Raw genomic sequence first — 23681 nt, 5'->3', positions numbered from 1 at the left:
CTTTTCACTAACCCTAGTCGTTTTAATTTTTGAGGTCAGTGATCGCTTTGAAAGAAGCATAGTCTCGAATATAATCACTTTCATCATAATAATCATCGGCCAGAACCATTAAGACACAATCGTCGCTGAAATCATACATTTCATGCCAAACCATGGGTTCGATTATTAATCCAACCGTCGGTGAATCCAAAAGCACATGCTCAACTTGTTTTCCATCATCAAGCAAGAACTTACAAGATCCCTTAACAGGAACAGCTATTTGCGTTAGTTTTTTATGGGCATGAAAGCCTCTTCTGACGCCTGGTGTCGTATCAAACATGTAGTAGACCCGCTTGATATCAAGCGGTATGTCTTTTTCTTGCTCAATAACTACCAATGCACCCCTGTCATCACCTTTTTTGTTTAGCTGAATCAAATTCATTGTATTTTAATGCCCTTTTACTAATTTTAATAAATACTGTCCATAATGGTTTTTTGCTAATTTAGAACCAATAGCCGTAAGGGTCTCATCATTTAACCATCCATTTCGCCAGGCAATCTCTTCTGGACAAGCTACCATCATACCCTGACGTTTTTGAACTGTTTCGACAAAACTTCCGGCCTCAATTAAACTATCATGGGTGCCGGTATCAAGCCATGCAAAACCGCGACCTAACAATTCGACATTTAAATTATTATTGTTAAGGTAAATTTCATTGACTGTTGTTATTTCTAACTCGCCTCTTGCCGACGGTTTTATATTTTTTGCAATATCAATGACGTTATTGTCATAAAAATAGAGTCCCGTCACCGCCCAATTAGACTTAGGCTGAGCTGGTTTTTCCTCTATACTTATTGCCTTGAAATCACTATTAAATTCAACCACACCGAACCGCTGTGGATCCATGACTTGGTAGCCGAAGACTGTTGCCCCACTTATTCTACTACTCGCCAGCTGTAATTTAGGTGTGAATCCTTGTCCGAAGAAAATATTATCGCCTAATACTAAACAGACTGGCTCTTGCCCAATAAAATTCTCACCTATAATGAAGGCCTGTGCCAAACCATCAGGATTTGGTTGAATAGCGTAACTCAAATTAATACCAAATTGACTGCCATCCCCCAAAAGTCTTACAAAACCGCTCTGATCTTCAGGTGTTGTTATTATAAGTATATCTTTGATACCTGCCAGCATTAAAACGGACAAGGGATAATAAATCATTGGTTTATCATAAACGGGAAGAAGTTGTTTAGATACTCCCAAAGTTACAGGATACAGCCTGGTACCAGAGCCACCAGCGAGAATTATACCCTTCATTCATTATCTCCATATTGTTTTGATAACCAAGATGTGTAAGCACCACTTTTCACATTATTGATCCACCCTTGATTATTGAGATACCATTCAACCGTTTTACGAATGCCACTGTAAAAAGTCTCTTGTGGTTTCCAGCCTAATTCTTCAGCTATTTTGTGCGCATCGATTGCATATCTTCTGTCATGGCCTGGGCGATCAGCTACATAACGGATCTGACTGCGGTAAGATGTCCCTTTAGGTACAATTTCATCCAACAGATCGCAAATCGTATGGACCACGTCCAGGTTCTGCTTCTCGTTATGGCCGCCAATGTTGTATGTTTCACCCGGTTTCCCTTGAGTGACAACGGTGTAGAGTGCACGCGCATGATCTTCTACATACAGCCAGTCACGGATTTGATCGCCTTTACCGTAAATTGGCAGAGCTTTACCTTCCAGCGCATTCAGAATAACCAACGGGATCAGTTTTTCCGGGAAATGGTACGGGCCGTAGTTATTCGAACAGTTGGTGACGATAGTCGGGAAACCGTAGGTACGAAGCCAGGCACGCACGAGATGGTCACTGGAGGCTTTCGACGCTGAATACGGGCTGCTTGGTGCATACGCGGTGGTTTCTGTGAAGAGTGGCAGCTCAGTTGATTCCGGATGTTCATCAGGATGCGGTAAATCACCATACACTTCGTCGGTAGAGATGTGATGGAAACGAAACGTTTTCTTCGCCTGCTCATCCAACGTAGACCAGTACGCTCGAGCGGCTTCCAGAAGCACATAGGTGCCGACGATATTGGTTTCGATAAACGCAGCCGGGCCGGTAATTGAACGATCGACGTGACTTTCAGCTGCCAGGTGCATCACCGCATCAGGCTTGTGTTTTGCGAAAATGCGATCCATAGCGTCTTTGTCGCAAATATCTGCATGTTCAAAGGCATAGCGGTCGCTTTCGCTGACTTCACTAAGCGACTCAAGATTACCGGCATAGGTCAGCTTATCCACATTGACGACGTCGTCCTGGGTATTTTTAATAATATGTCGTACAACTGCTGAGCCGATAAAGCCGGCACCGCCCGTCACAAGAATTTTCACGTTATCTGTTCCGTCTGTTGGAAATGTCTGGATACTGACGCTCTGAAACCTGACCATTTAGAAACGTTTCAGAAATTGAGCACGCTACCGCCCCTGGCTTAACAGCTACCAGTGTACTGAGCGGTGTTTGATTAAATGATTTTTCTTGTCTGGATACAGACAAAAACTGGCGTTAATTGTCGTCCTAAACGACCTTAGAAACAAGCACAAATCGCTACAAACCTGCTCAGGCTTGAATCAGATAACTCAATGTTATCATTAGTATTAATAACGAAAAACGGCAGTCATCATTATGGATATGCTTCAACACACCTTAATGATGACTGCCGCTGGTTCAAGCCGTGGCAGGAATATCAGTCGTTATTAGCCAGCAACTTTTCAATACGGCTTCTGAACTTCGCCCCTTCTTTCAGGTTACGCAGCCCATAATTTACAAACGCCTGCATATACCCCATTTTCTTACCGCAGTCATAGCTATCGCCGGTCATCAGCATGGCGTCCACGGACTGCTTCTTCGCTAACTCAGCAATCGCGTCGGTCAGTTGGATGCGGTCCCAGGCGCCTGGCTCGGTTTTTTCAAGTTCCGCCCATATATCTGCGTTCAGAACATAACGGCCAACCGCCATCAGGTCCGAATCAAGCGTCTGTGGCTGATCCGGTTTTTCAATGAACTCGACGATGCGGCTCACCTGCCCTTCCGTCTCAAGCGCTTCTTTCGTCTGAATTACGGAGTACTCAGAGAGATCGCCTTTCATGCGTTTAGCCAGGACCTGGCTACGCCCTGTTTCATTGAAACGTGCCACCATTGCCGCCAGGTTGTAACGTAGCGGATCGGCAGAAGCGTTATCAATGATGATGTCCGGCAGCACAACGATGAACGGGTTATCGCCCACCACTGGACGGGCACACAAAATCGAGTGGCCGAGACCCAGCGGCTGCGCCTGGCGCACGTTCATAATAGTCACGCCTGGAGGACAAATAGACTGAACTTCCGCTAGCAGCTGGCGTTTGACTCGCTGCTCCAGCAACGCTTCGAGTTCGTAAGAGGTGTCGAAGTGGTTTTCAACCGCGTTCTTAGACGAGTGGGTAACCAGGACGATTTCTTTGATCCCTGCAGCAACAATCTCATCGACAATGTACTGAATCATTGGCTTATCGACGATCGGCAGCATCTCTTTTGGAATGGCTTTTGTGGCTGGCAGCATATGCATGCCCAGACCTGCTACCGGAATGACTGCTTTCAAATTGATCATTATCTCTTCCACCTTAAAATGGTTGACGAAGTATAAACCGTGTCAGGAAAAATGCCTGATAAAGAAAGTCTACTGCGTCGAATGCAAATCACGTTTAGTTCAGAACGCTGATTACTTAAGTTCATTACGCTATAAGTGTGACCCAGAATCGTCAAAAACCCTATCAATAAAGAAGCCGTAGAGTCTGTTTCCGACAAATCCCAGATCAGCAGCCGCTATTCAGAAACGAACGTGATGTCATCTTTCTTCTCATGAACGAACTCATACTTCAACGTACGGTCCAGCCCTTGAGATAAGGTATAAGGCGCTTTAAAACCTGATGTGTGTACTTTCGTGGCATCAAATTGAGTGGTGGCACAGAATTTTTTGACACGAACGGAACTGATCGCATACTTTTTACCAGTCACTTTGCTAAGAATATCAAAACAAAAGCCACCAAGCATACCTAAAGGATAAGGGAGATGAACTGATGGGATTTTTTTGCTAAGGCTCTTTTCCACCTCAGCAACCAGCTGATTCATATTCAGATCGGGCTTATCGACATAATTGTATACATCGTAGCCAGGTTTGACGTTGCTCAATCGGAATTTGATAAACTCCACAATATTGCCGACATAAGCCATGGACTTGTAGTTAGTTCCGGCCCCCACCATTGCGAATTTGCCACCCGCAATTTGCTTAAGAAGATTGAAGACATTGCCACGATTGCGTTCACCAAAAATGACCGTTGGACGAACAATTGTCAGAGATCGCTCTTCTGGAGCTTTGTTGAACCATTCACGCAGCACCTCTTCCGCCTGCCACTTACTTTTACCATAGTGGTTAAAAGGATCGTGCGGGTGAGATTCGTCAGGATTGACTTTATTGAGACCATAAACAGCAACTGAGCTGGTAAAAATAATGTTCTTAACATTATTTTTTTCCATCGCTGCCAGTACATTACGTGTACCCTGAACGTTTACATCATAGTAGAGCGACGTTGGGCTGACATCATCACGATGCTCGGCGGCGAGCAATACCACCGTGTCGAAACCGGCAAGCGCCTGATCGAGTTGCTCCTGATTACGTACATCTCCGGAAACAGTAATCTCAGGGTAGAAATGGCTTTGCTGTTTGTCGAAGTTGGTGACATCAAACTCAGCCTTAGAAATCTCGATCAAACGAGTCCCAACGAAGCCGGACGCGCCAATAAACAAAACTTTATCGTTCATAAACCACTCAGTGCATTTGTGTTTGGCAAACCTCCGGTAATCTCTGCATTCCCTGAGGTATCGCTAATGATAAGACAGAACTGACGAAAATGTGGCACGGATTATAAACCCTAAAATCGCTGAGTTCAGTAACAAATTTTAGGGGTTACCGCGCACTCAATGAGATATGATGTCAAGACTTACTTCCTGAAGGAAGGAAGCGCAAAGTTCAGCCTTTCCACATTCACCACCTGCTGGTCGACACGGTCAATATCCACCGAGCTTTGCCCCTTCTCATTAACGGCTTTTATGTTCGCCAGCGACAGCAGCGTCTCGTCTTTCGCCATAAATTTACCCCGCACATCCTTGCGCAGGTCGAAGTTGATCTTCAGGGCGGGCCCTACAGCGGCTTCCTGCATCACATTGATGTTGCGTAAAAAAAGATGTTGCGGCTTGTTGTGCAGTTCAAGCGTAGCACGCTGCATATCCACGTTGGTTATCGCCACAAACGAGGTCGCGTTACCGGATGAAATCTGTATTCCGCGCAATTTATAGGCAAGCTGGCGGTTATCGAGGTGAATATTATTGAGCTTGAAGTTCTGCGGGATGGACAAATAATCGCCTTTTATCACCCCATAGCCAATTAACATTCCGGCACTGTTCACCATATCGACATTATCAATAATGAAATTATCACAGCCATAAATGGCCACCGTGGCGTTGTCTATTCCCGCCTTTTTACTGAAGTCGGGAGTAATATTTTTGGCCTTAATATTGCGGATAACAAAGTGTTTGCCGTTTTCCACGTGCACCAGTTGGCGACAGTTGCTGCCGGTAATGTTGGCCACCACGAAGTTCTTGACGGTTTGCTTCTCCGGATAGTCATTATCGTAGGTGCTGCCGGCGAGGCCAATGCCAATGCCCCAGTTGATCTTGCCGTTGGTGCAGTTGATGTTGTCGATGACATGATCGGAGATCAGGATATTGCGATCGTTGATGGCGACGTTCCACTCGATCGCATCGCCCTGCAGATGACTAAATTTGCTGTTGGTGATGCGCGCTCCGTCCACCTGGTTATGGAAACCCTGACGCAGGATGGCGTAGTTGGCCTGGCTCACGCTGATGTTATCAATCAGCAAATTGCGCATCACGCTGGGTTTCTTGCCGCCGATGTAGATCTGCGTCACCGGGCCAAACCCGCTCATGGCCAGCCCTTTGATAACGCAGTCAGAGCCGCGAACGTCGAGCGTAATGTTCTCCGTGCGGCCCGCACCTTCACCTATCACTTTGCTGCCTTCCTGCAGAACAAAGCGGCCGCGCCCGTTACCGGTTAACGCCCCGCGGATCAGCAGCGTTTTACCGTCGGGAATGAAAATACCCGTGTTGATGTTTTCGCAGGTGAGCCCGGCAGGGACCACAACCGTGTCGCCATCAGTAAATGCCTGCTTAAAGGCGGCGATCCAGTCGTTGTTATTGTACTGATTAACAGAGACCGTTCTTCCGGTTGCCGCCCGCGCAATGCGTGACGACAGCAGCGGCGTGGCCGCCAGAACGGACAGAGAAGAGACAAATGTGCGTCGGGTAATCTTTTTCAGCATACATCCTCGGCGTTACAACGTTTGCAGCAGGCTCGCTAACTGGCGATTAATCACCTGCTGGTTAAAATCGGTTTCAACTTTTTGCCGTGCATTATGAAGCACGGGCTCCAGCGTCTGCTGGTCGATGTCGCTGAAGGCAGCTAATCGGTCCGCAAGGGCTATCGCGTTATTCTCCGGCACCAGCCAGCCGGAATGGTCAGACTTAATCAGCTCCGGGATCCCGCTGTGCAGGGTCGATACCACAGGAATACCTACGGCCATCGCCTCCATCAGCGCCACCGGAATGCCTTCCATATCGCCATCGGCGCCCGTCACCGAGGGCAGCAGGAACACATCCGCCTCGTCGAGCATGGCCTTGACCTCGTGGCTCGGCTTGAAGCCGGGCATCTCTACGACATCTTCCAGCTGATACTGTTCGATAAGCGTGCGCAGACGACGCTCCCACGGCCCAATCCCGAGAATGCGGTAGTGGAAATCCACCCCGCGCGCTTTCAGCTGGCGGCAGGCTTCAATCGCCACATGCAGCCCTTTCTTCTCGGTCAGACGCGCGACGGAGATGATCTGCAGCGGTGTTCCCGGCACCTTTACAGGACGACGCGTGAAGCGCGTTAAATCCACGCCCATACGCGAAACAGCAATTTTCTCTCCAGGACAGCCCATGTTTTTCAGCCGTCCGGCCCACAGGTCGCTGATAGGCAGCATCATGTCGCCGCGTCGGAAAAGCTGCTGATACTCCGGCGTGTAGTGGTTCAGCACTTCACGGCTGGAGATGTCGATACCGTGGAAGATGGTCGCAATTTTACCGTCAATCACCCCCAGTTCACGCAGCTTCGCGGCGGTGACGCCCGCCGGGCCAAAGTGGGCGATAAACACGTCGGCACGATACGGCTGCGCCGTTTGCCCGCAGATGGCCGACAGGATCAGATTGCGTGACTCCGCCCCATAGCGGGAAACATTCAGCGCCCGCCACGTCGATGCGCGGTGGATCCCGCGTAAGGTCTGGCTGGCCCGGTGGCGCAGCTTGCTCAGCTTCCCGGACGGCTCATCCTGCAGCCAGCGGGTTTTCGCCTCCAGCCCATACTGGGTATACGCCGCATGGGTGTTTTGGGTATCGCCCTTTTGCAGGGCGATAATCTCCACGTCATATCCCATATCGATAAACGCGGTGATTTGGTTCAGAACAAACGTTTCGGACGACAGCGGAAATTTCAGTAAGAAGAAACCAACCTTCATTTCCCCTCCCGTACGCGATCGAGTACCGATTTCACCATCCCAATGCCCTTCTCGCGCTCGGCTTTCACCGCCACCGCCAGACGTTCATTGATAGCAGGCAGTTGGCCGAGCGTGTCCCCCACCATCGCACCGAGCGATCCGTCCAGCAGATGACGAATATCCACCGCCATTTCCGGCATACCGAGCTGCTGCATAATCCCGGCGGACTTGTGCTCATAGTTAATGGCAATGGCCGGCGTGCCGAAGTTCATGGAGATAATGGCCGAGTGCAGACGGGTGCCCACCGTCAGGTCGCAGGCGGAGAGCAGCTTGCCCATCTCCAGGTCGTTCAGTTCATCCATCACCACGTGATAGCGGGACGGATCGTTCACCAGATTGCGCAGGTTCAGCGCCACCATACGGTCGTCTTTGTTGTAACTGTCGATACCGGTGCAGGTTGAGAGCGCCAGCACCTGGTAACCGCTGTCCAGCACGCGGTTTACCACGTCGGCGAAGGCTTTCTCATACGCCGCTTGCGTCGTGCCTAAACGTTTATCAAAGGGCGCCAGCTCGCGCAGGGTTATTGCGACGGTTTTCTGTTTCGCCGCTACGTCGAGCCAGTGCTGCACCGCGTAGCTCGGCTGGAAGCTGTCGTCCTGGTGATCCACCAGCCAGGCGGTATCCACGCCGTGCTCAACTTTTGAGGTGTCAATTTCGCTGCGCTTCATCATGTCGAGGCTGACCGACTCGCGTAGGATCAGCGCATCGCAGTGGCCAAACACATAGTTCGCCAGCTGGTTAAACTGCGGATCCTGGAATGGCCCGACGCTGTGGCCAATCATAAACAGCGGTTTTTTCGCCATGAACGTGCACAGCGCATGCTCAAACTGCGGCACGCCGTAGAGATCGACGAAGAACGAGCCGCCGACCTGGATAATGGCGTCATAGCCGGACAGCAGGCGAACAAAGTCGGTAAAGCCCTGCGCGATAGCGATGTTGCGCAGCTTGCCGGTATCGGTCACACGGGAAAGCAGCACCTGGTGCTGATAGCGACGACGCAGCACTTTCTTCACGCGGCCCATCACGCCCGCGGCGTTGTTATGCTGTTTCATCTGGCTGTAGAGCGGGTCGCCCATCACCGGGCGGTTCAGTAACCAGGATGAGCTGACCGGATAACGGCTCATCACGTCCACTTCGGTCTCAGGCTTAAGGGTGTTAATTGCATCCAGTAAACCGCGCAGGATGGCGCTGTCGCCACGGTTGCCGCAGGTGTGGTTGCCAAGAATTAATAATTTCATAATGGCCTCTTAAATAACTAGCCTGCGCGAAGCAGCGTTTTCATTTTTTCGTTACGGCAAAACTGGCGCTTCATCTCTACCACCAGCGCATTGCGAGAAAGTACGATCATCACGACGAAGGCCAGCGCCCCCGCGGCAACCTGCACCGCCAGCAGCGCGGCCAGCGGCAGATGGCCGCTGAGGATAATGCCCAGGCCGTAGCTCACCGCCAGGGTTGGCAATGAGAGATAGAACGGCAGCCACAGGCTCAGGATGTACTGACGGTAGCTGGAACCCAGCACCGGCTTGATCATGATGAAGTAGCTCAGAACGGTATTGACGATCTGCACCAGCAGGAAGCCCAGCGTCACGCCGATGGCGCCCGCCATATGCCCGCCGACGATAATCGCCGGAATAAACAGGAAGGTTTTGAACACGTTGAACTTAAAGCTGATGTCCACGCGCGCTTTTGCCATCAGCAGGGAACCAATCGGATTCCCCACGGAGCGCAGCAGCCCTACCACGCACAGCAGCTGCAGGATCGGAATGATGCCGTTCCACTTTTCACCAAACACCAGCGGCACGAAATTGCTGGACACCACCATCAGCCCCAGCAGCACCGGGAAGTTAATAATCCCCACCACGGAAAGCAGCTTGTAGAAGTTGACGCGCAGCTTCTCGGTGTCGTCCTGGATCTTGGCAAACGCCGGGAACAGGACGCGGGTGATAATCGGGTTCAGCTTCATCGGCGGCACCACCGCGACGTTGTAGGCCAGGTTGTAGCCCCCCGCCACGCTCGCGCCAAGAATACGCGCCAGCACCAGCGTCGACAGGTTGGTATTCACATAGTTGATGATGCTGTCCGCCGTCAGCCACGCGCCAAAGCGCAGGTTGGACGAGACGGACGCGAGAGAGAAATGCAGCCCCGGACGGTAGATCTTGCGGCCAAAGTAGCCGAACAGCAGCGTACGCACGGCCGAGTTAACCAGGTATCCCAGAATAGCGGTCATCGCCAGCGGCCAGAAATGGGCGCTCACCACGGTGAAGGTAAAGCCCGCCAGAACGGCGCTGGTCTCGATCATGCCGATCTTGTTGAACTCCAGCTCTTTCTGCATCAGCGCGCGGAACTGCTGTCCGTGCGGGATCACCACGAAAGCAAACGACAGCGTGCGCATCAGCGGAGCGAGATCCGGGTTGTGCAGCACGCTGGCGATGGTATCGCTCAGCAGAAACACCAGCACAAACACGAAAATCCCCAGCCCCACGTTCAGCCAGTAGAGCGTGGTCAGCTCCAGATGGCTAATCTCTTTGCGCTGGATAATCGAGTTGGCGATACCAAAATCAGACAGCGTATCGGCCAGCGCGATAATCACCAGCGAGACGGTCAGCAGGCCGAACTGGTGATTATCAATAATGCGCGCCAGCACGGTCATCTGCACCAGACCGAGGCCAATGATGACGATGGTCGCCATCGCTGACCACTTCGCCCCGCTGATGGTTTTTTCACGTAAGCTCATCTTAGTACGCCGCTTTGTTCACGAAACCTTTGAAGATGGTCAGAAAAACAATCTTGATATCGAACCAGATACTCCATTCACGGATGTACTCCAGATCGAATTCGATACGTTTTTCCATTTTTTCCAGCGTGTCGGTTTCGCCGCGCCAGCCATTGATCTGCGCCCAACCGGTGATGCCCGGCTTCACCTTATGGCGCAGCATGTAGCCCTCAATCAGCGAGCGATACTGCTCGTTGTGCGCCACCGCGTGCGGACGCGGGCCAACAATCGACATGCCGCCGGTAAAGACGTTGATAAACTGCGGCAGTTCATCCAGCGAGGTGCGGCGCAGGAAGTTCCCCACGCGGGTGACGCGCGGATCGTTCTGCGTTGCCTGGGTCACCACCTTGTCGTTTTCCATCACCTTCATGGAGCGGAATTTCCACACCATAATCGGCTTACCATCCATACCGTAGCGAGTCTGGCGGAAGATAACTGGGCCGGGAGAGCTCAGCTTCACCGCCAGGGCAATGCAGCACAGAACAGGCGAAATCAGCAGCAGGATCAGTGAAGAGAGCACGATATCTTCCACGCGCTTCAGCACGCGGTTAATGCCCGACAGCGGCGTGTCGTATAGCGGTACCACCGGCACGCCGTTCACCTCTTCAATACGGGAGTGAAGAATGTTGAAGGTAAACACGTCCGGGATCAGGATCACGGAGCAGGTGGTGTCCGCCAGCTCGCGCATCAGTTGCTTAATGCGGGATTCGTCTCTCATCTGCATGGCAATGTAGACGTTGTGAATTTTGCCGGCTTTCGCGTCTTCAATAAGCTGGTCGTAATTACCCGCCCAGTCCGCAGGGACGCCGCCCGGCTTCGCGTCGTGATAGATCCCCACCACTTCAAAACCTAACCACGGCTCTTTGCGGAAGCTGTCGAGCAGTACCTTCCCGACCGGCAGATCGCCCGCCACGGCAACGAAGCGACGGTTATAACCCCGGTTACGCAGCCAGCCCGCACCAAAGCGGATCAGGGAGCGGCACACCACCATGCCGACGCTGGTTAACAGATACCAGCAGAGATAGGTGACGAGGCGATTGTCAAAATCATGGCTGAACGCCACCAGGCCTGCGCTGAAGATCAGGCTAAGGGTCCAGTTCTGCAGCAGCAGCATCAGTTCGGTAGTCATTTTGACGCCGCGCCACGAGCGGTAGAAATCGGTCATTCCGCCGATCATTTGAAACACGACCAGCGCAATCAGGGCCATCAGCAGATGCATATATAAGAACGGCAGCCCGCTGATCCGACACACCGCCCACAATCCACCGACCATGATGGTGATATCAGAAAAACGCTGCACCATAGAGATTAACGATGCATTCGTTCTCGCTCGTTCGCGTTTTTTTAGATTCGTCATCGTTGTTCCTGTATTCGGTTCCCCCTCCCACCGGGAGGGGCAATTATTACTGATTCAACAGCGCCAGAATGTCCTTCGTTCGGGCTTCCATCAGCGCGGTGTCAGCACGGGACTCCACGTTCAGGCGCACCACCGGCTCGGTGTTGGACGAGCGCAGGTTAAAGCGCCACTGCGGGAACGCCATGCTGATGCCGTCCGTACGGTCAATTTCCAGCGCGTGAAGCGCAAAATGCTGCTCCACGCGGGCAATGGCCTCGGCCGGCTCCGCCAGCTTGCTGTTGATCTCCCCGCTCGCCGGGAACGCCGCCATGCGGTCACGCACCAGCTCGCCCAGCGTCTGCCCCTTCAGGCACAGCAGCTCGGTGACCAGCAGCCACGGGATCATCCCGCTGTCGCAGTAGGCAAAATCACGGAAGTAGTGGTGGGCGCTCATCTCGCCGCCGTAAATGGCGTCTTCTTCGCGCATGCGCTCTTTGATGAAGGCGTGGCCGGTTTTGGACATCACCGGCGTGCCGCCTGCCGCGGACACCACGTCGACGGTGTTCCATGACAGACGCGGGTCATGAATGATTTTCGCGCCCGGGTTTTTCTCAAGGAACGCTTCCGCCAGCAGGCCGACAATGTAGTAGCCCTCGATGAACTGCCCTTTCTCGTCGAACAGGAAGCAGCGGTCGAAGTCACCGTCAAAGGCGATACCCATGTCCGCACCGTGCTCAATCACCGCGTTGCGGGTGTCGTCGCGGCACTCCGGCAGCAGCGGGTTAGGAATACCGTTCGGGAAGTTGCCGTCCGGGGTGTTGTGCACTTTGACGAAGGTCACCGGCACGTTCAGCGCCTTAAAGCGCGCTTCAAGGGCATCGACAACCGGGCCGGCCGCGCCGTTACCGGAGTTGATCACCAGCTTCAGCGGCTTGAGGTTCGCCACGTTGATGTAGCCCAGCAGGTGGTCGATGTACTCTTTCTGCAGGTTGATTTTTTTGTAGCTGCCGCGCTTAGCCTCATTCACCGGCGGGAAATCGTTGGCTTCCGCCAGACGCTGCACGTCGCGCAGGCCGGTGTCGCCGCTGATAGGGCGTGCGCCCTTGCGCACCAGCTTCATGCCGTTATAGTCCATCGGGTTGTGGCTGGCCGTCACTTCGATACCGCCGTCCACGCCCAGGTGGAAGGTGGCAAAGTAAATCTCTTCGGTGCCGGAAAGACCGATGTCCAGCACGTCCACGCCCGCGTCCTGCAGCCCTTTCGCCAGGGCCAGCTTCAGGGATTCACTGGTCAGGCGCACGTCGCCGCCCAGCACGATGGTCTGCGGTTTTAAGTATTCGCCGTACGCGCGGCCAATGCGCCACGCAATGTCTTCATTCAGCTCTTCGCCCAGCTTGCCGCGAATATCGTAGGCTTTAAAACAGGTTAATTTTTCCATGATGACCCCTTTTTCAGGCAACAGTCGGCCCTGACCACTAAATGGCCAAATTAATTTTTTTGTCATTCGTAGGCCCGGTAAGCGCAGCGCCACCGGGCATAATGCAGAGTGCTACACCCGCCCGTAGCGGTCCTGGAAGCGCACGATATCGTCCTCTTCCAGATACGAGCCGGAACGCACCTCAATTAAGTCGAGAGGAATTTTCCCCGGGTTCTCCAGACAGTGCGTCGCCCCCAGCGGAATATAAATGGACTCGTTTTCACCCAGCAGTTTGACTTCACCGTCGATAGTGACTTTGGCGGTACCCGCCACCACCACCCAGTGCTCGGCGCGGTGATGGTGCATCTGTACCGACAGCCCCTCGCCCGGCTTCACGGTGATGCGTTTCACCTGATAGCGGTCACCGGAATCAATGGAGTCATATTTCCCCCACGGACGGTACACTTCGCGGTGAATATGGTGCTCGTGGCGACCATCCGCCTTAATTTTCTCCACCACTTTTTTAACGTCCTGCACGGCGTTACGGTCGGCAATCAGCACGGCGTCTTTGGTCTGGACAACCACCAGATCTTTCACCCCGACCGTGGTGACCAGGCCGGACTCGGCGTAGACGTAGCTATTTTCCGTTTTGTGGCTAATGACATCGCCGTGATGGACGTTACCCTCCGGGGTATGGGCGCTGATCTCCCACAGGGAGGACCAGGAGCCCACATCGCTCCAGCCCGCATCCATCGGCACCACAACTGCATCTGCCGTGCGCTCCATCACCGCGTAGTCAATGGACTCTTCCGGGCAGGCGAGGAACGCCTCTTCATCCACGCGGATGAAGTCGAGATCCGGGTCCACCACCGCCATCGCTTTCTCGCAGGCGTTCAGAATATCCGGGCGGTATTTGCGCAGCTCTTCCAGATAGCGTCCGGCGCGGAACAGGAACATCCCGCTGTTCCAGTAATACTCACCGCTGGCAACGTAGGCCTGCGCGGTTTCCAGATTCGGTTTTTCGACAAACTGCGCCACGTCAAACGCCACGCTGTCGCCTTCACCCGGCGCCACGCTGCCGCGACGGATGTAGCCGTAGCCGGTTTCCGGCAGATCCGGCACGATGCCGAAGGTCACCAGTTTGCCGCTTTCGGCGTAAGGAATGGCCGCACGGACCGCGTCGCGGAATGCGTCTTCCTGTTGGATAACGTGGTCTGCCGCCAGAACCAGCATCAGCGGGTCACAGTCCGGGCTGCTGCGTTTTGCCGCCAGCGCCGCCAGGGCGATCGCAGGCGCGGTGTTACGACCGGCAGGCTCCAGGATGATGTTTTCAGTAAGTTTGTTCAGCTGGCGCAGCTGCTCGGCAACAATAAAGCGGTGCTGTTCGTTACAAATTACCACCGGGCTTTCACACTCCACGCCGTGCAGACGGTTGACCGTCGTCTGCAGCATGGTGAGATCCCCTTTCAGACAGAGGAACTGTTTTGGATAGAGCACGCGGGACAGCGGCCACAACCGGCTACCAGAGCCACCAGCCATCACAACCGGATACAAAGTGGTTTGACTCATGATTTATCCCCGTATATCTGCAATAAATTGGCTCAGCACGTTCTCTTTCTCGAGCGTGCGTTCGGCATATTCACGTGCCACCGTGTTCACTTTTGGCATGGCAAGTGCCTGCTCAATTCCGGTGACCAGCGCCGGGACCGATTCCGGCTCCACGCACACGGCAATGCCCGGATAGCTGTCACACAGCTGGCCTAATTCTGTTTCGGCTTCTGCCGTAATCACCGCGTTGCCGCCCACTGCCAGAATGTTGGTCAGCTTGGACGGCAGCACCGCATCCGCGGCACCGCGTTTTTGCACCACCAGATGGCAGTCACCCATCTTCAGCAGCGCAGGCAGTGCCTCGTAAGACTGAAGCGGGAAAAATTTCACGTTGGTCAGGCCGCGTTCGCCGACCATTTTTTCCAGCCGCGCTTTTCCACCACCCTGCCCGACAATCACAAACGTCCACGGATGTTGGTTCAGCAGTTGGGCCGCTTCAATCACACTCTCCAGCCCCTGCTTTTCGCCGATGTTGCCTGAGTAAAGAATGATTTTTTGATCTTCAGGCAAGCCAAGCTGCGCGCGCAGCGCCTGAGCGTCTTGCTCAGTCACGTCGCGAAAACGCGCCACTTCGGACCAGTTCGGGAAGAAGATCACCTTTTCCGCCGGGACGCCCTTCTCCTGCGCCTTGTTCATCATCGAGCGCGAAATCGTTGAGACGTAATCCACGTTGTGTAAGCCACTGCGCTCAAACGCGCTGGCGAGCTTAGCCACCTTGCCGCCCTTGCTTTTGCCTGCCATCCCCAGGCCCAGCATGGCGTCAACTTCATAATCCTGAATGTGCAGCAGGGTGCGCGCGCCGGAGAGTTTGCCCAGCAGGCGCATGCCCGGCGTGCAAAACAGCGTTGGCACCACGCCGATGATGCGATCCGGCTTCCAGCGGCGCTGCGCCATCAGCGGGAAGAAACTGCTCAGGGCAAAGCTGCCGAGATGAATCAACCGTTTCAGCGTCGAGGGCTGCTTAGGCACATACAGCGGGCAGCGCCAGACGGTCGCTGCACCCTCTTCGCGACGGTAGCGCCAGCTTGAGTAGCGCTCCCCGACTTTCCATTCCGGGTAGTACGGCGGCGCGGTAATGACCCGCACGTCATGTCCCTGGCTCGCCATCCACTCGACCATCTCGCCGGTGTATTTCCCGATGCCGGTTAGCTCCGGCGAGTAGTTGATTCCGTACACTAAAATTTTCATAAGCCCGGCACTCCGGACTGACGATCGGCCAGGAAATAGGCACGGCTGTTGTCGTGCACATTGTCGCTGGCCAGCAGCGCCTCTGGCGTCTGCCAGCGGTAGTCGTCATGCTGAGAATCAGGCAGACGCAGGTCTGCCTCACTCACCTTCAGGCGGAACCCCAGCACGATGTAGTGCGTGGTGAACCCGGTGCCTGAAAAGTTATCGTCATAGAAGTGCTGCCAGACCCCGTAAAACTGGCCCGCCGCCATCGGCAACTGCAGGCCCAGTTCCGCCAGAGTGAGACGCTCAAACGCATCGCTCAACGTCTCATCCTTCTGCACGCGCCCGCCGGGCACGAACCAGAAGCCCTGTGCAGGACGGTTGGTTCGTTTCCCCAGCAAGAACTCGCCGCGTTCGTTCTCCACGATCAAATCAATTGAGATGAGCGGAGTGGAACGCACTACCGTGGCAAAATCTTCCTGACTTAAAAACATCGTTACCCCCGGAAGCGGTGCTGGTTTTCCAGGAACCACTGGTAGGTACTGGCCAGTCCCTGCTCCAGTGACACCTCGTGATACCAGCCCAGCTGATGCAGACGGGTCACGTCCAGCAGCTTGCGCGGCGTACCGTCCGGCTTGGTGGCGTCAAACACCACGCGACCTTTGTAACCCACTACCTGCGCGATGGTTTGCGCCAGCTCGCGAATGGTGCAGTCCACGCCGGTACCGACGTTGATATGCGACAGCATCGGCTCGGTGTTCTCCTGCCACACTTCGCGATCCAGCTCCATCACGTGAATGCTGGCGGCAGCCATGTCGTCCACGTGCAGGAATTCACGCATCGGCGTACCGCTGCCCCACACCACCACGTCCGGTGCGTTCTCGGCGGTCGCCTCGTGGAAGCGGCGCAGCAGCGCCGGGATCACGTGCGAGTTGCTCGGGTGGAAATTGTCGTGCGGTCCGTACAGGTTGGTCGGCATCACCGAACGATAGTCGCGGTTGTACTGACGGTTATAGGACTCGCACAGCTTGATCCCGGCAATCTTGGCAATCGCGTACGGCTCGTTGGTTGCTTCAAGCGTGCCCTGCAGCAGCTCGCTTTCGGCGATCGGCTGCTTCGCCATTTTCGGGTATATACAGGATGAGCCGAGGAACAGCAGCTTGTTCACGTTGTGCAGATGCGCCGCGTGAATGATGTTGCTCTCGATCATCATGTTCTCGTAGATGAAATCCGCCGGGTAGGTGTTGTTGGCAACAATGCCGCCCACCTTCGCCGCCGCCAGATACACCTGGTCAATGCGTTCGTTAGCAAAGAAGTCCTGTACCGCACGGCTGTCGAGCAGGTTCAGCTCGTCGCGGGTGCGGACAATCACTTCTACGTCACCGCGCTGCTCGAGCTGGCGCACAATCGCGGAACCCACCATTCCGCGATGACCGGCGACAAAAATACGTTGTTTTGTCATTCTCAGGACTCCAGCGCGATGGCAACCTCGTAGCCATGAGACTTGAGCAGGGAGTGTTTTTTCGCTGCTTCAAGATCTTTGGCAACCATCTCGGAAACCATCTCCTGCAGAGTGATTTCTGGTTTCCAGCCCAGCTTCTCGTGCGCTTTGGTTGGGTCGCCCAGCAGGGTTTCTACTTCAGCAGGACGGAAGTAGCGCGGGTCAACCTGCACAATCACGTCGCCTGGCTTCACGCCCGGTGCGTCGTGGCCGGTCACGGACACAACGATACCTTTCTCTTCCACGCCGGTACCTTCAAAGCGCAGTTTGATGCCCAGCTGTGCCGCGGCCATTTCAACGAACTGACGTACGGAGTACTGCACGCCGGTCGCAATTACGAAGTCTTCTGGCTGTTCCTGCTGCAGCATCATCCACTGCATTTTCACGTAGTCTTTGGCATGGCCCCAGTCACGCAGGGAATCCATGTTGCCGAGGTGCAGGCAAGACTCCAGACCCTGCGCGATGTTGGCGATAGCGCGGGTGATTTTGCGGGTCACGAAGGTTTCGCCACGACGTGGAGATTCGTGGTTGAACAGGATGCCGTTACAGGCGTACATGCCGTAGGATTCACGGTAGTTCACGGTGATCCAGTAGGCGTACAGTTTTGCAACCGCATACGGAGAGCGCGGGTAGAACGGCGTGGTCTCTTTCTGTGGGATTTCCTGCACCAGACCGTACAGCTCAGAGGTGGATGCCTGGTAGAAGCGAGTTTTCTTCTCAAGGCCGAGGAAGCGGATCGCTTCCAGCAGACGCAGCGTACCCATGGCATCAACGTCAGCGGTGTATTCCGGGGACTCGAAGGAGACCGCTACGTGGCTCATCGCGCCCAGGTTGTACACTTCATCCGGCTGCACTTCCTGCAGGATACGGGTCAGGTTGGAGGTATCGGTCAGGTCGCCGTAGTGCAGGTGGAATTTCGGGTTCGCCGCGTGAGGATCCTGATAGATATGATCCACACGTTCGGTGTTGAAAGAAGACGCACGACGTTTAATACCGTGCACTTCATAACCTTTTTCCAGCAGGAACTCTGCCAGGTAAGAACCATCCTGCCCGGTAACGCCGGTGATGAGAGCGACTTTAGACATGTTTATATTCCTCTACTTATGAATTTAATCAGTTTCAACGCGTTCGCGTATCACCACTGCGGGGTTGCCACGGCAAACTTTATTTGCCGGTAGCGATTTAAAAACGCTGCTGCGGGCACCGACTACCGTGCCATCGCCAACAGAAACACCCGGTGCAACAAAAACATCCGTTGCCAGCCAGCATTTTTCGCCAATCACAATAGGCGAAGCGGTAATATCAAAATGCTGACTCATAAAATCGTGGCTGCCGGTGCACAAATAACATTTCTGTGAAACCACCGAATTTGCGCCAATCGTAATCTCGCCCAGGGTATATAACACCGCGTCATCCCCTACCCAGGCGTAATCCCCAAGCGTTAATTTCCACGGATAGGTAATTTTTACCGAAGGTCTGATGACTACGTTTTTTCCTATTTTTGCGCCAAACAGGCGCAATAAAAATGCTCGCCAGCGGTACAGTATTTGTGGAGACCAGGCAAATAAGGTGGCCTGAACGGCCCACCACAGCTGCACTTTAATACCGCCCGCGCCCCGAAAACCTTTCGGTACGGAGAAACCTTTCAGATCCTGCATTACGTTTCCTTATATTCAGGCTTTGTTATATAAGGCTTTCGTTTTACCCGTGGTGCGCACGCGTAATAAATAAGACAATTCCGCCCAGAATGCCGGCACGCGTAATATTTTACGCTGTACGTTTTTGGCATCCTGGCACAATTCCAGATTATTAGACGTTGACACGCCGCCCATTGAGAATTCAGATACCAGCCCTTTAATTCGACGGAACGGGTAACCTGATTTGTACAGGCTGGCAGCCAGTGCATAATCGGAAGACACTTTATACTGCAAATCGTAAGGCTGTTTTTTCAGACCTTTTACCGGGAAGAAAATAGCCTGATGGCTGGCCGGTAAGCTGTGATAGATATACCAGCCTGGCTTCGCGCTACGGCACACTTTATGTCCGTCGCCAAAATCGAGCAGTGCATCGCCAATATACATGGCATCCTCTTTCTGGCGCGCCAGCTGACGGGCAAACAGCGCCACGTCATCATGGAAAATGTCACCCGAATTCAGGAAGATGGCATAACGGCCTTGTGCCATGTTGATGCCTTTATTCATCGCATCGTAGATGCCTTTATCTTTCTCGCTGATGTAGCGTAAGTTAAACTCACCGTTGAGTTTTTCCAGAAACTCCGCCGTGCCATCGTTCGAGCCGCCGTCGACCACAATCCACTCAAAGGTGAGGCTTGGATCGCGCGCCAGGTTGCGCAGCGAGCGCCAGGTTTTTACCACCCCTTCGTAATTACGAAAAGCGACAGTAATGACGCTAAGAAACATAAATCACCTCATTTCGTCATACGTTCGTAATATTAAGCGCCTTGCGCAGAATAAACGGACAGACAATCAAGAAAGCATATTCCGGGCTAAATATTGACCCGGTAAAAAACAGCGACACCGGAGTAAAAAGATAAAGCTGAACGCGAAAGTTCTGGTTATCACCAAACGCGTTAATCATCATTTTGAAAACTTTAAACAGATACCACAGGGTCAACAGTACGGCGAACCACGAAAAATAAATAATTAACAGATACAGACCATTGTCTATGGTTTTACCGACATCCGCACCGTTAAAGATTCCGAATGATGCAACATATTCGTAAAGTGAGCCGAATCTTACTACCCCATCAATATGGGTTAATGAATAACCCACCATCACCAGTGGTCCAATGATGCGATAATAGGACGAAGACCCTTCCGTTCCCAAATCACCCAGACGTTCTGAGATGTACGGGAAGGCAAATATCACGCCTACCATAAATACCGTCAGAGAGATAATCGCCAGCGGCAGTTTTTTCTTAATCGCATCTTTGTTCAGGTACTGGAACGCCCACTCCAGCAGGTAAAACAGGATAAATGTCATTACCCCTGAGAACGATCCAGACAGAACAATTCCTGCAAGAATCATAGCATCGGTCTTAGGCGTTTTGATACCAAACTGTTTGATGCTGAGCCAAATTGAGATTAACGCCAGAGCGAAAAACGCCGGTTCAAAATAGAGGGCTGTAGTACGCTTCCCGCCAAACTTGATGAAGTTCAATACATAGCTGTTACTGTAAATGAGATATTTCGAAATTATCTCCATCAGGCTGCTACCACCGGTCAGAATAATTTGCGCCATCTCCAGTGCGGCAAGCATAACAATTAACGCAACGGCAATATAAAAGAACCTAAGGATTTTCCGATAATTGTGTGGAGAAATAGTTTTAAACCGAATACTCCAGACCATACCGATAATAATGACGATATAAACAAACAGCATGGTTGACGTAACGTACTTACTGGCATCCAGCGACTGGCCAAAGATGTAGTTAAACAGCGTCAGTCCCGTGCCCAGCCCTAAGGCAATCATCAGCTTCTTCAGGTTGATTTTATCGACATACAGCAGAAGCAGAACGGGCAAGAAGGTCACGATGGTTATCGGGAAGCTTTCGCCGAGCTGGGCAATTTTGACGTTGACCAGCAGGTAGATCAGCGGCAGCAGCAGATAACTACAGACTCTGATAGAACGAGACATACTCCTCCAGCATCTGTTGTCCACTGTAGGCCTTGCGGCTGCGGTTGCGGAACGATTCCAGGTCAGTGCCAAAAACGATCTCAGCAATCTGCGCCTTCGGCAGCTGTACCAGGGGCAGGACCTCCTGCTCCGTGAAGGTTTTCCCGCCGGATTTTTCCAGCACTTCACGCGCCGCATCGCTGTGGGTGGCAATCACCGGCACGCCGATTGAGAGCGCTTCGCAGAGGATCAGCGGGTAGTTATCCACGCGGGAGCTGAACACCAGCGCGTCCATTTCATTCAGCGCGCTCATCAGCTTGCGCTTGTCGGTCTCAAACCCGTGGTTCACCACGTTGGCCCCTTCGAACGGTGAAAACTTGCCGAAGGTATGAAGCTCTATCTTGTCCCCCAGCGCCATCATGTCGCGCACCAGCTGCTGGTTGGTTTTACCGTCGTAGCGCAGGTCATGCGCTACTATAGCGATTTTCGGTTTGCCTGCGGTTTCCGCCACCGGGGTCAGCTCCGCAAGAATGGCTTCCGTCGCCACGTCGATGCCGTTGTTGATAATCTGACAGCGCCCTGCCCCGTACAGGCTGTTGAAGGCATCGGCCACGTGCTGGCTTGGAGAGATAAACGTACAGCCGAGCGAGAGCATGTCGCGGAACAGCTGACGCTTTCCGGCCACCAGCTGATGCGCGCGATCCACCTTCACCGGCGGATAGTTGCTTAACGTCGGGCACTTCTGGCAGTTATCTTTCCAGCCTTCGCAACCGTCGGTAAACGCGCAGCGCCCGGTTACGCTCCAGTGATCGTGCAGCGTCCAGACAAAGCGGGTGTCGGGCTTGTAGGCCTGCACCTTCTGACAAAACGCCACCACCTCTTCCAGATTCAGCCAGTAGCTGTGCAGCACGTGAAAATGCAGCACAACCGGGCCCGTGGTGCGGGTCACCGTGCGGTAAAGATTGTTCAGGTTGCCAAACAGATCGCGGTTAAACAGGCGGAACAGCGCGATGTTGGCAATCGAGGTCAGACGCGGCGTGTGCTTGTGCACCTGCGGGAAGTTATCGTGGCTGACGCTTTTCTTGCCGCCTTTGCCGTAGCCATAAATAAAACGCGACTGAAGTCCTTTTTGCAGCGCGCGCTGGTGCAGATCCAGGGCCACGCCTGCCGCTCCGCCTTCTGCGAGGCGTACGTTAAATTGCAGAATGTTCATTTAATCACCTTCACGCGGGCTTTTTCTCCCACCACCAGCGCGTTATCCGGAATGCTGTCCAGCACCACGCTGCCAGCACCAATCGTGACGTTATTACCAATCGTGATGTCACCGATGATCACCACATTCGCCCCCAGCTCGACGTTATTGCCGATGACCGGGCAGGCCAGGCTGTCAGGCCCACGGTTGCCAATGGTGACCGCATGACGAATGGTGAAATCATCCCCGGCGACCACGAACTTGTTGATCACCACCGCATAGCCGTGGTGGATGGTAAAGCGGCGGCCAATGGTGGCAGCGGCCTGGATTTCATAGCCAAAAAAGCATTCGGTGATGATGCGATACAGCACCAGCACGGGTGCCGCCCAGATGTTGTTCAGGACGTTTTTCTTACGCCACACCGAGCAAAAGTGCGCGATGCGGTACGCCAGAACCATGCAGCACGGACGCAGGCTCCAGCTGTTAGCGCGGCAATCTTCCAGAAACATTATTTCCCCCGAAGCCCGTCAGCCAGGCGCTTGCCGTTACGCACGGAAAGCAGCGTCAGCAGCGTGCGCCAGTTCATGCGCTTATTGCGGATCTGATAGAGGGTAAAGAGCTGATATTTACGGCTGGCACGGTCAAACTTGTCCTTGTGCTTGCGGTAAAAATGGAAGTAGCCGGAGAACTTTTTCGGCGAGGAGGTGATTTGCATCTCCCCGTGGTTGATGTGCAGGATCTGCGTGGCCTCTTCCACTTTCCACGGTTCACCGTATTCCACCACCATGCGCAGGAAGATATCGTAATCCTGCGCGGCCTTGAGTTCGGTATCGAACAGGCACTCTTTGAAACGCCACGCCCAGGTGAAGACCTGGTTACCAATAATGTTGCGCTTGTAGAACAGGCGGCGAGAGTACGGTGATTTCGGATATAGCGGCAGACTGGCGGGCTGCGAGTAAACTTCGCCCTGGCAGACATAGTCGTTGGCATACAGAAAAGCGTGCGTAACCAGCTGTTCTTTATGCGACAGGAAGATAGACAGGCGGTTCGGCGTCCATTCGTCATCGTCGTCGATACCGGTCAGATACTGCCCTTTGGCCTGCATAATCGCCTGATTACGCACCGCACATGCGCCGGAGTTAATGGCGTTATGCGTATAGACCACCCGCGGGTCGTTGAGGTCAGTCACAAACTTTTGCAGCTGTTCATACGAGGAAGAGCAGTCATCAACGATGATCAGCTCCCAGTTATCGTAATCCTGACGTAACACCGACTTGATTGCGCGGATCGCCAGCTGCTGACGATTCCATGTCGGCATATAGATTGAAACTAAAGGGCGTTGTGTGGTCATTTTTT

Annotated in this window: 22 protein-coding genes; all 22 read right to left on the bottom strand. The window is 53.5% G+C overall.

Going from position 1 to position 23681, the window contains the following annotated elements:
- Window positions 1–22: 22 nt before the first annotated feature.
- Window positions 23–421, bottom strand: coding sequence for a sugar 3,4-ketoisomerase (locus tag BM007_RS15180; protein WP_061714802.1), 399 nt, complete (start codon window positions 419–421; stop codon window positions 23–25).
- 6 nt (window positions 422–427) lie between these two features.
- A complete protein-coding gene (gene rfbA / locus BM007_RS15175; RefSeq protein WP_061714801.1) occupies window positions 428–1297 on the bottom strand; it encodes a glucose-1-phosphate thymidylyltransferase RfbA in 870 nt (289 codons plus the stop codon).
- Window positions 1294–2379: a dTDP-glucose 4,6-dehydratase gene (gene rfbB / locus BM007_RS15170; RefSeq protein WP_061714800.1), complete on the bottom strand. Its 1086-nt coding sequence runs from the start codon at window positions 2377–2379 to the stop codon at window positions 1294–1296. The genes rfbA and rfbB overlap by 4 nt, the downstream gene beginning before the upstream one ends.
- 353 nt (window positions 2380–2732) lie before the next feature.
- Window positions 2733–3632 carry a GalU regulator GalF gene (gene galF, locus BM007_RS15165; RefSeq protein WP_046092891.1) on the bottom strand — a complete coding sequence of 300 codons (900 nt, stop codon included), beginning with the start codon at window positions 3630–3632 and terminating at the stop codon, window positions 2733–2735.
- Between the two features lie 215 nt (window positions 3633–3847).
- Entirely contained in the window at window positions 3848–4843 is a 996-nt protein-coding gene (locus BM007_RS15160) for an NAD-dependent epimerase/dehydratase family protein (RefSeq protein WP_061714799.1), read from the bottom strand.
- Between the two features lie 179 nt (window positions 4844–5022).
- Window positions 5023–6420 carry a colanic acid biosynthesis protein WcaM gene (wcaM, locus tag BM007_RS15155; RefSeq protein ID WP_090419624.1) on the bottom strand — a complete coding sequence of 466 codons (1398 nt, stop codon included), beginning with the start codon at window positions 6418–6420 and terminating at the stop codon, window positions 5023–5025.
- A 12-nt stretch (window positions 6421–6432) separates the two neighbouring features.
- Window positions 6433–7653 carry a colanic acid biosynthesis glycosyltransferase WcaL gene (gene wcaL, locus BM007_RS15150; RefSeq protein WP_032646470.1) on the bottom strand — a complete coding sequence of 407 codons (1221 nt, stop codon included), beginning with the start codon at window positions 7651–7653 and terminating at the stop codon, window positions 6433–6435.
- Window positions 7650–8930: a colanic acid biosynthesis pyruvyl transferase WcaK gene (gene wcaK, locus BM007_RS15145; protein WP_032658813.1), complete on the bottom strand. Its 1281-nt coding sequence runs from the start codon at window positions 8928–8930 to the stop codon at window positions 7650–7652. Before wcaK ends, wcaL begins: the two co-directional genes overlap by 4 nt.
- 17 nt (window positions 8931–8947) lie before the next feature.
- Complete coding sequence (gene wzxC / locus BM007_RS15140; protein WP_024908096.1) at window positions 8948–10426, bottom strand: colanic acid undecaprenyl disphosphate flippase WzxC; 1479 nt, start codon at window positions 10424–10426, stop codon at window positions 8948–8950.
- A gap of 1 nt (window position 10427) precedes the next feature.
- Window positions 10428–11822, bottom strand: a complete 1395-nt coding sequence (wcaJ, locus tag BM007_RS15135; protein ID WP_032646472.1) for an undecaprenyl-phosphate glucose phosphotransferase — start codon at window positions 11820–11822, stop codon at window positions 10428–10430.
- A 46-nt stretch (window positions 11823–11868) separates the two neighbouring features.
- Window positions 11869–13239, bottom strand: a complete 1371-nt coding sequence (cpsG, locus tag BM007_RS15130) for a colanic acid biosynthesis phosphomannomutase CpsG (protein ID WP_061714795.1) — start codon at window positions 13237–13239, stop codon at window positions 11869–11871.
- A 111-nt stretch (window positions 13240–13350) separates the two neighbouring features.
- Window positions 13351–14787, bottom strand: a complete 1437-nt coding sequence (gene cpsB / locus BM007_RS15125) for a mannose-1-phosphate guanyltransferase (RefSeq protein ID WP_024908099.1) — start codon at window positions 14785–14787, stop codon at window positions 13351–13353.
- 3 nt (window positions 14788–14790) lie between these two features.
- Window positions 14791–16014, bottom strand: coding sequence for a colanic acid biosynthesis fucosyltransferase WcaI (wcaI, locus tag BM007_RS15120; protein ID WP_024908100.1), 1224 nt, complete (start codon window positions 16012–16014; stop codon window positions 14791–14793).
- Window positions 16011–16490, bottom strand: coding sequence for a GDP-mannose mannosyl hydrolase (locus tag BM007_RS15115; protein ID WP_024908101.1), 480 nt, complete (start codon window positions 16488–16490; stop codon window positions 16011–16013). Before BM007_RS15115 ends, wcaI begins: the two co-directional genes overlap by 4 nt.
- A 2-nt stretch (window positions 16491–16492) precedes the next feature.
- Window positions 16493–17458 (bottom strand): GDP-L-fucose synthase, encoded by a 966-nt coding sequence (locus BM007_RS15110; RefSeq protein ID WP_024908102.1) that lies wholly within the window; start codon window positions 17456–17458, stop codon window positions 16493–16495.
- Window positions 17459–17460: 2 nt separating this feature from the next.
- On the bottom strand, window positions 17461–18582 hold the full coding sequence (gene gmd, locus BM007_RS15105; protein WP_014884502.1) for a GDP-mannose 4,6-dehydratase: 1122 nt from the start codon (window positions 18580–18582) through the stop codon (window positions 17461–17463).
- 24 nt (window positions 18583–18606) lie between these two features.
- On the bottom strand, window positions 18607–19155 hold the full coding sequence (gene wcaF / locus BM007_RS15100) for a colanic acid biosynthesis acetyltransferase WcaF (protein WP_048224018.1): 549 nt from the start codon (window positions 19153–19155) through the stop codon (window positions 18607–18609).
- Between the two features lie 15 nt (window positions 19156–19170).
- The gene (gene wcaE / locus BM007_RS15095; RefSeq protein ID WP_024908104.1) at window positions 19171–19917 is read right to left on the bottom strand and encodes a colanic acid biosynthesis glycosyltransferase WcaE; all 747 of its coding nucleotides are present in this window, start codon (window positions 19915–19917) and stop codon (window positions 19171–19173) included.
- Between the two features lie 16 nt (window positions 19918–19933).
- On the bottom strand, window positions 19934–21154 hold the full coding sequence (wcaD, locus tag BM007_RS15090; protein WP_024908105.1) for a colanic acid polymerase WcaD: 1221 nt from the start codon (window positions 21152–21154) through the stop codon (window positions 19934–19936).
- Window positions 21129–22346, bottom strand: a complete 1218-nt coding sequence (gene wcaC / locus BM007_RS15085; protein ID WP_090419621.1) for a colanic acid biosynthesis glycosyltransferase WcaC — start codon at window positions 22344–22346, stop codon at window positions 21129–21131. Before wcaC ends, wcaD begins: the two co-directional genes overlap by 26 nt.
- On the bottom strand, window positions 22343–22834 hold the full coding sequence (gene wcaB / locus BM007_RS15080) for a colanic acid biosynthesis acetyltransferase WcaB (RefSeq protein ID WP_023312402.1): 492 nt from the start codon (window positions 22832–22834) through the stop codon (window positions 22343–22345). The genes wcaC and wcaB overlap by 4 nt, the downstream gene beginning before the upstream one ends.
- Window positions 22834–23676 carry a colanic acid biosynthesis glycosyltransferase WcaA gene (gene wcaA, locus BM007_RS15075; protein ID WP_023312403.1) on the bottom strand — a complete coding sequence of 281 codons (843 nt, stop codon included), beginning with the start codon at window positions 23674–23676 and terminating at the stop codon, window positions 22834–22836. The genes wcaB and wcaA overlap by 1 nt, the downstream gene beginning before the upstream one ends.
- Window positions 23677–23681: the final 5 nt, after the last annotated feature.

The organism is Enterobacter sp. NFIX59, from assembly GCF_900113755.1.
In the GTDB taxonomy this organism is placed as follows: domain Bacteria; phylum Pseudomonadota; class Gammaproteobacteria; order Enterobacterales; family Enterobacteriaceae; genus Enterobacter; species Enterobacter pseudoroggenkampii.
This window is presented reverse-complemented; position numbering and strand designations above follow the sequence as displayed.

Excerpts from the sequence above, each read along its gene's own strand:
- BM007_RS15180 (WP_061714802.1), bottom strand. The coding sequence starts at position 421 with ATGAATTTGATTCAGCTAAACAAAAAAGGTGATGACAGGGGTGCATTG.
- rfbA (WP_061714801.1), bottom strand. The coding sequence starts at position 1,297 with ATGAAGGGTATAATTCTCGCTGGTGGCTCTGGTACCAGGCTGTATCCT.
- galF (WP_046092891.1), bottom strand. The coding sequence starts at position 3,632 with ATGATCAATTTGAAAGCAGTCATTCCGGTAGCAGGTCTGGGCATGCAT.
- BM007_RS15160 (WP_061714799.1), bottom strand. The coding sequence starts at position 4,843 with ATGAACGATAAAGTTTTGTTTATTGGCGCGTCCGGCTTCGTTGGGACT.
- wcaM (WP_090419624.1), bottom strand. The coding sequence starts at position 6,420 with ATGCTGAAAAAGATTACCCGACGCACATTTGTCTCTTCTCTGTCCGTT.
- wcaL (WP_032646470.1), bottom strand. The coding sequence starts at position 7,653 with ATGAAGGTTGGTTTCTTCTTACTGAAATTTCCGCTGTCGTCCGAAACG.
- wcaK (WP_032658813.1), bottom strand. The coding sequence starts at position 8,930 with ATGAAATTATTAATTCTTGGCAACCACACCTGCGGCAACCGTGGCGAC.
- wzxC (WP_024908096.1), bottom strand. The coding sequence starts at position 10,426 with ATGAGCTTACGTGAAAAAACCATCAGCGGGGCGAAGTGGTCAGCGATG.
- wcaJ (WP_032646472.1), bottom strand. The coding sequence starts at position 11,822 with ATGACGAATCTAAAAAAACGCGAACGAGCGAGAACGAATGCATCGTTA.
- cpsG (WP_061714795.1), bottom strand. The coding sequence starts at position 13,239 with ATGGAAAAATTAACCTGTTTTAAAGCCTACGATATTCGCGGCAAGCTG.
- cpsB (WP_024908099.1), bottom strand. The coding sequence starts at position 14,787 with ATGAGTCAAACCACTTTGTATCCGGTTGTGATGGCTGGTGGCTCTGGT.
- wcaI (WP_024908100.1), bottom strand. The coding sequence starts at position 16,014 with ATGAAAATTTTAGTGTACGGAATCAACTACTCGCCGGAGCTAACCGGC.
- BM007_RS15115 (WP_024908101.1), bottom strand. The coding sequence starts at position 16,490 with ATGTTTTTAAGTCAGGAAGATTTTGCCACGGTAGTGCGTTCCACTCCG.
- BM007_RS15110 (WP_024908102.1), bottom strand. The coding sequence starts at position 17,458 with ATGACAAAACAACGTATTTTTGTCGCCGGTCATCGCGGAATGGTGGGT.
- gmd (WP_014884502.1), bottom strand. The coding sequence starts at position 18,582 with ATGTCTAAAGTCGCTCTCATCACCGGCGTTACCGGGCAGGATGGTTCT.
- wcaF (WP_048224018.1), bottom strand. The coding sequence starts at position 19,155 with ATGCAGGATCTGAAAGGTTTCTCCGTACCGAAAGGTTTTCGGGGCGCG.
- wcaE (WP_024908104.1), bottom strand. The coding sequence starts at position 19,917 with ATGTTTCTTAGCGTCATTACTGTCGCTTTTCGTAATTACGAAGGGGTG.
- wcaD (WP_024908105.1), bottom strand. The coding sequence starts at position 21,154 with ATGTCTCGTTCTATCAGAGTCTGTAGTTATCTGCTGCTGCCGCTGATC.
- wcaC (WP_090419621.1), bottom strand. The coding sequence starts at position 22,346 with ATGAACATTCTGCAATTTAACGTACGCCTCGCAGAAGGCGGAGCGGCA.
- wcaB (WP_023312402.1), bottom strand. The coding sequence starts at position 22,834 with ATGTTTCTGGAAGATTGCCGCGCTAACAGCTGGAGCCTGCGTCCGTGC.
- wcaA (WP_023312403.1), bottom strand. The coding sequence starts at position 23,676 with ATGACCACACAACGCCCTTTAGTTTCAATCTATATGCCGACATGGAAT.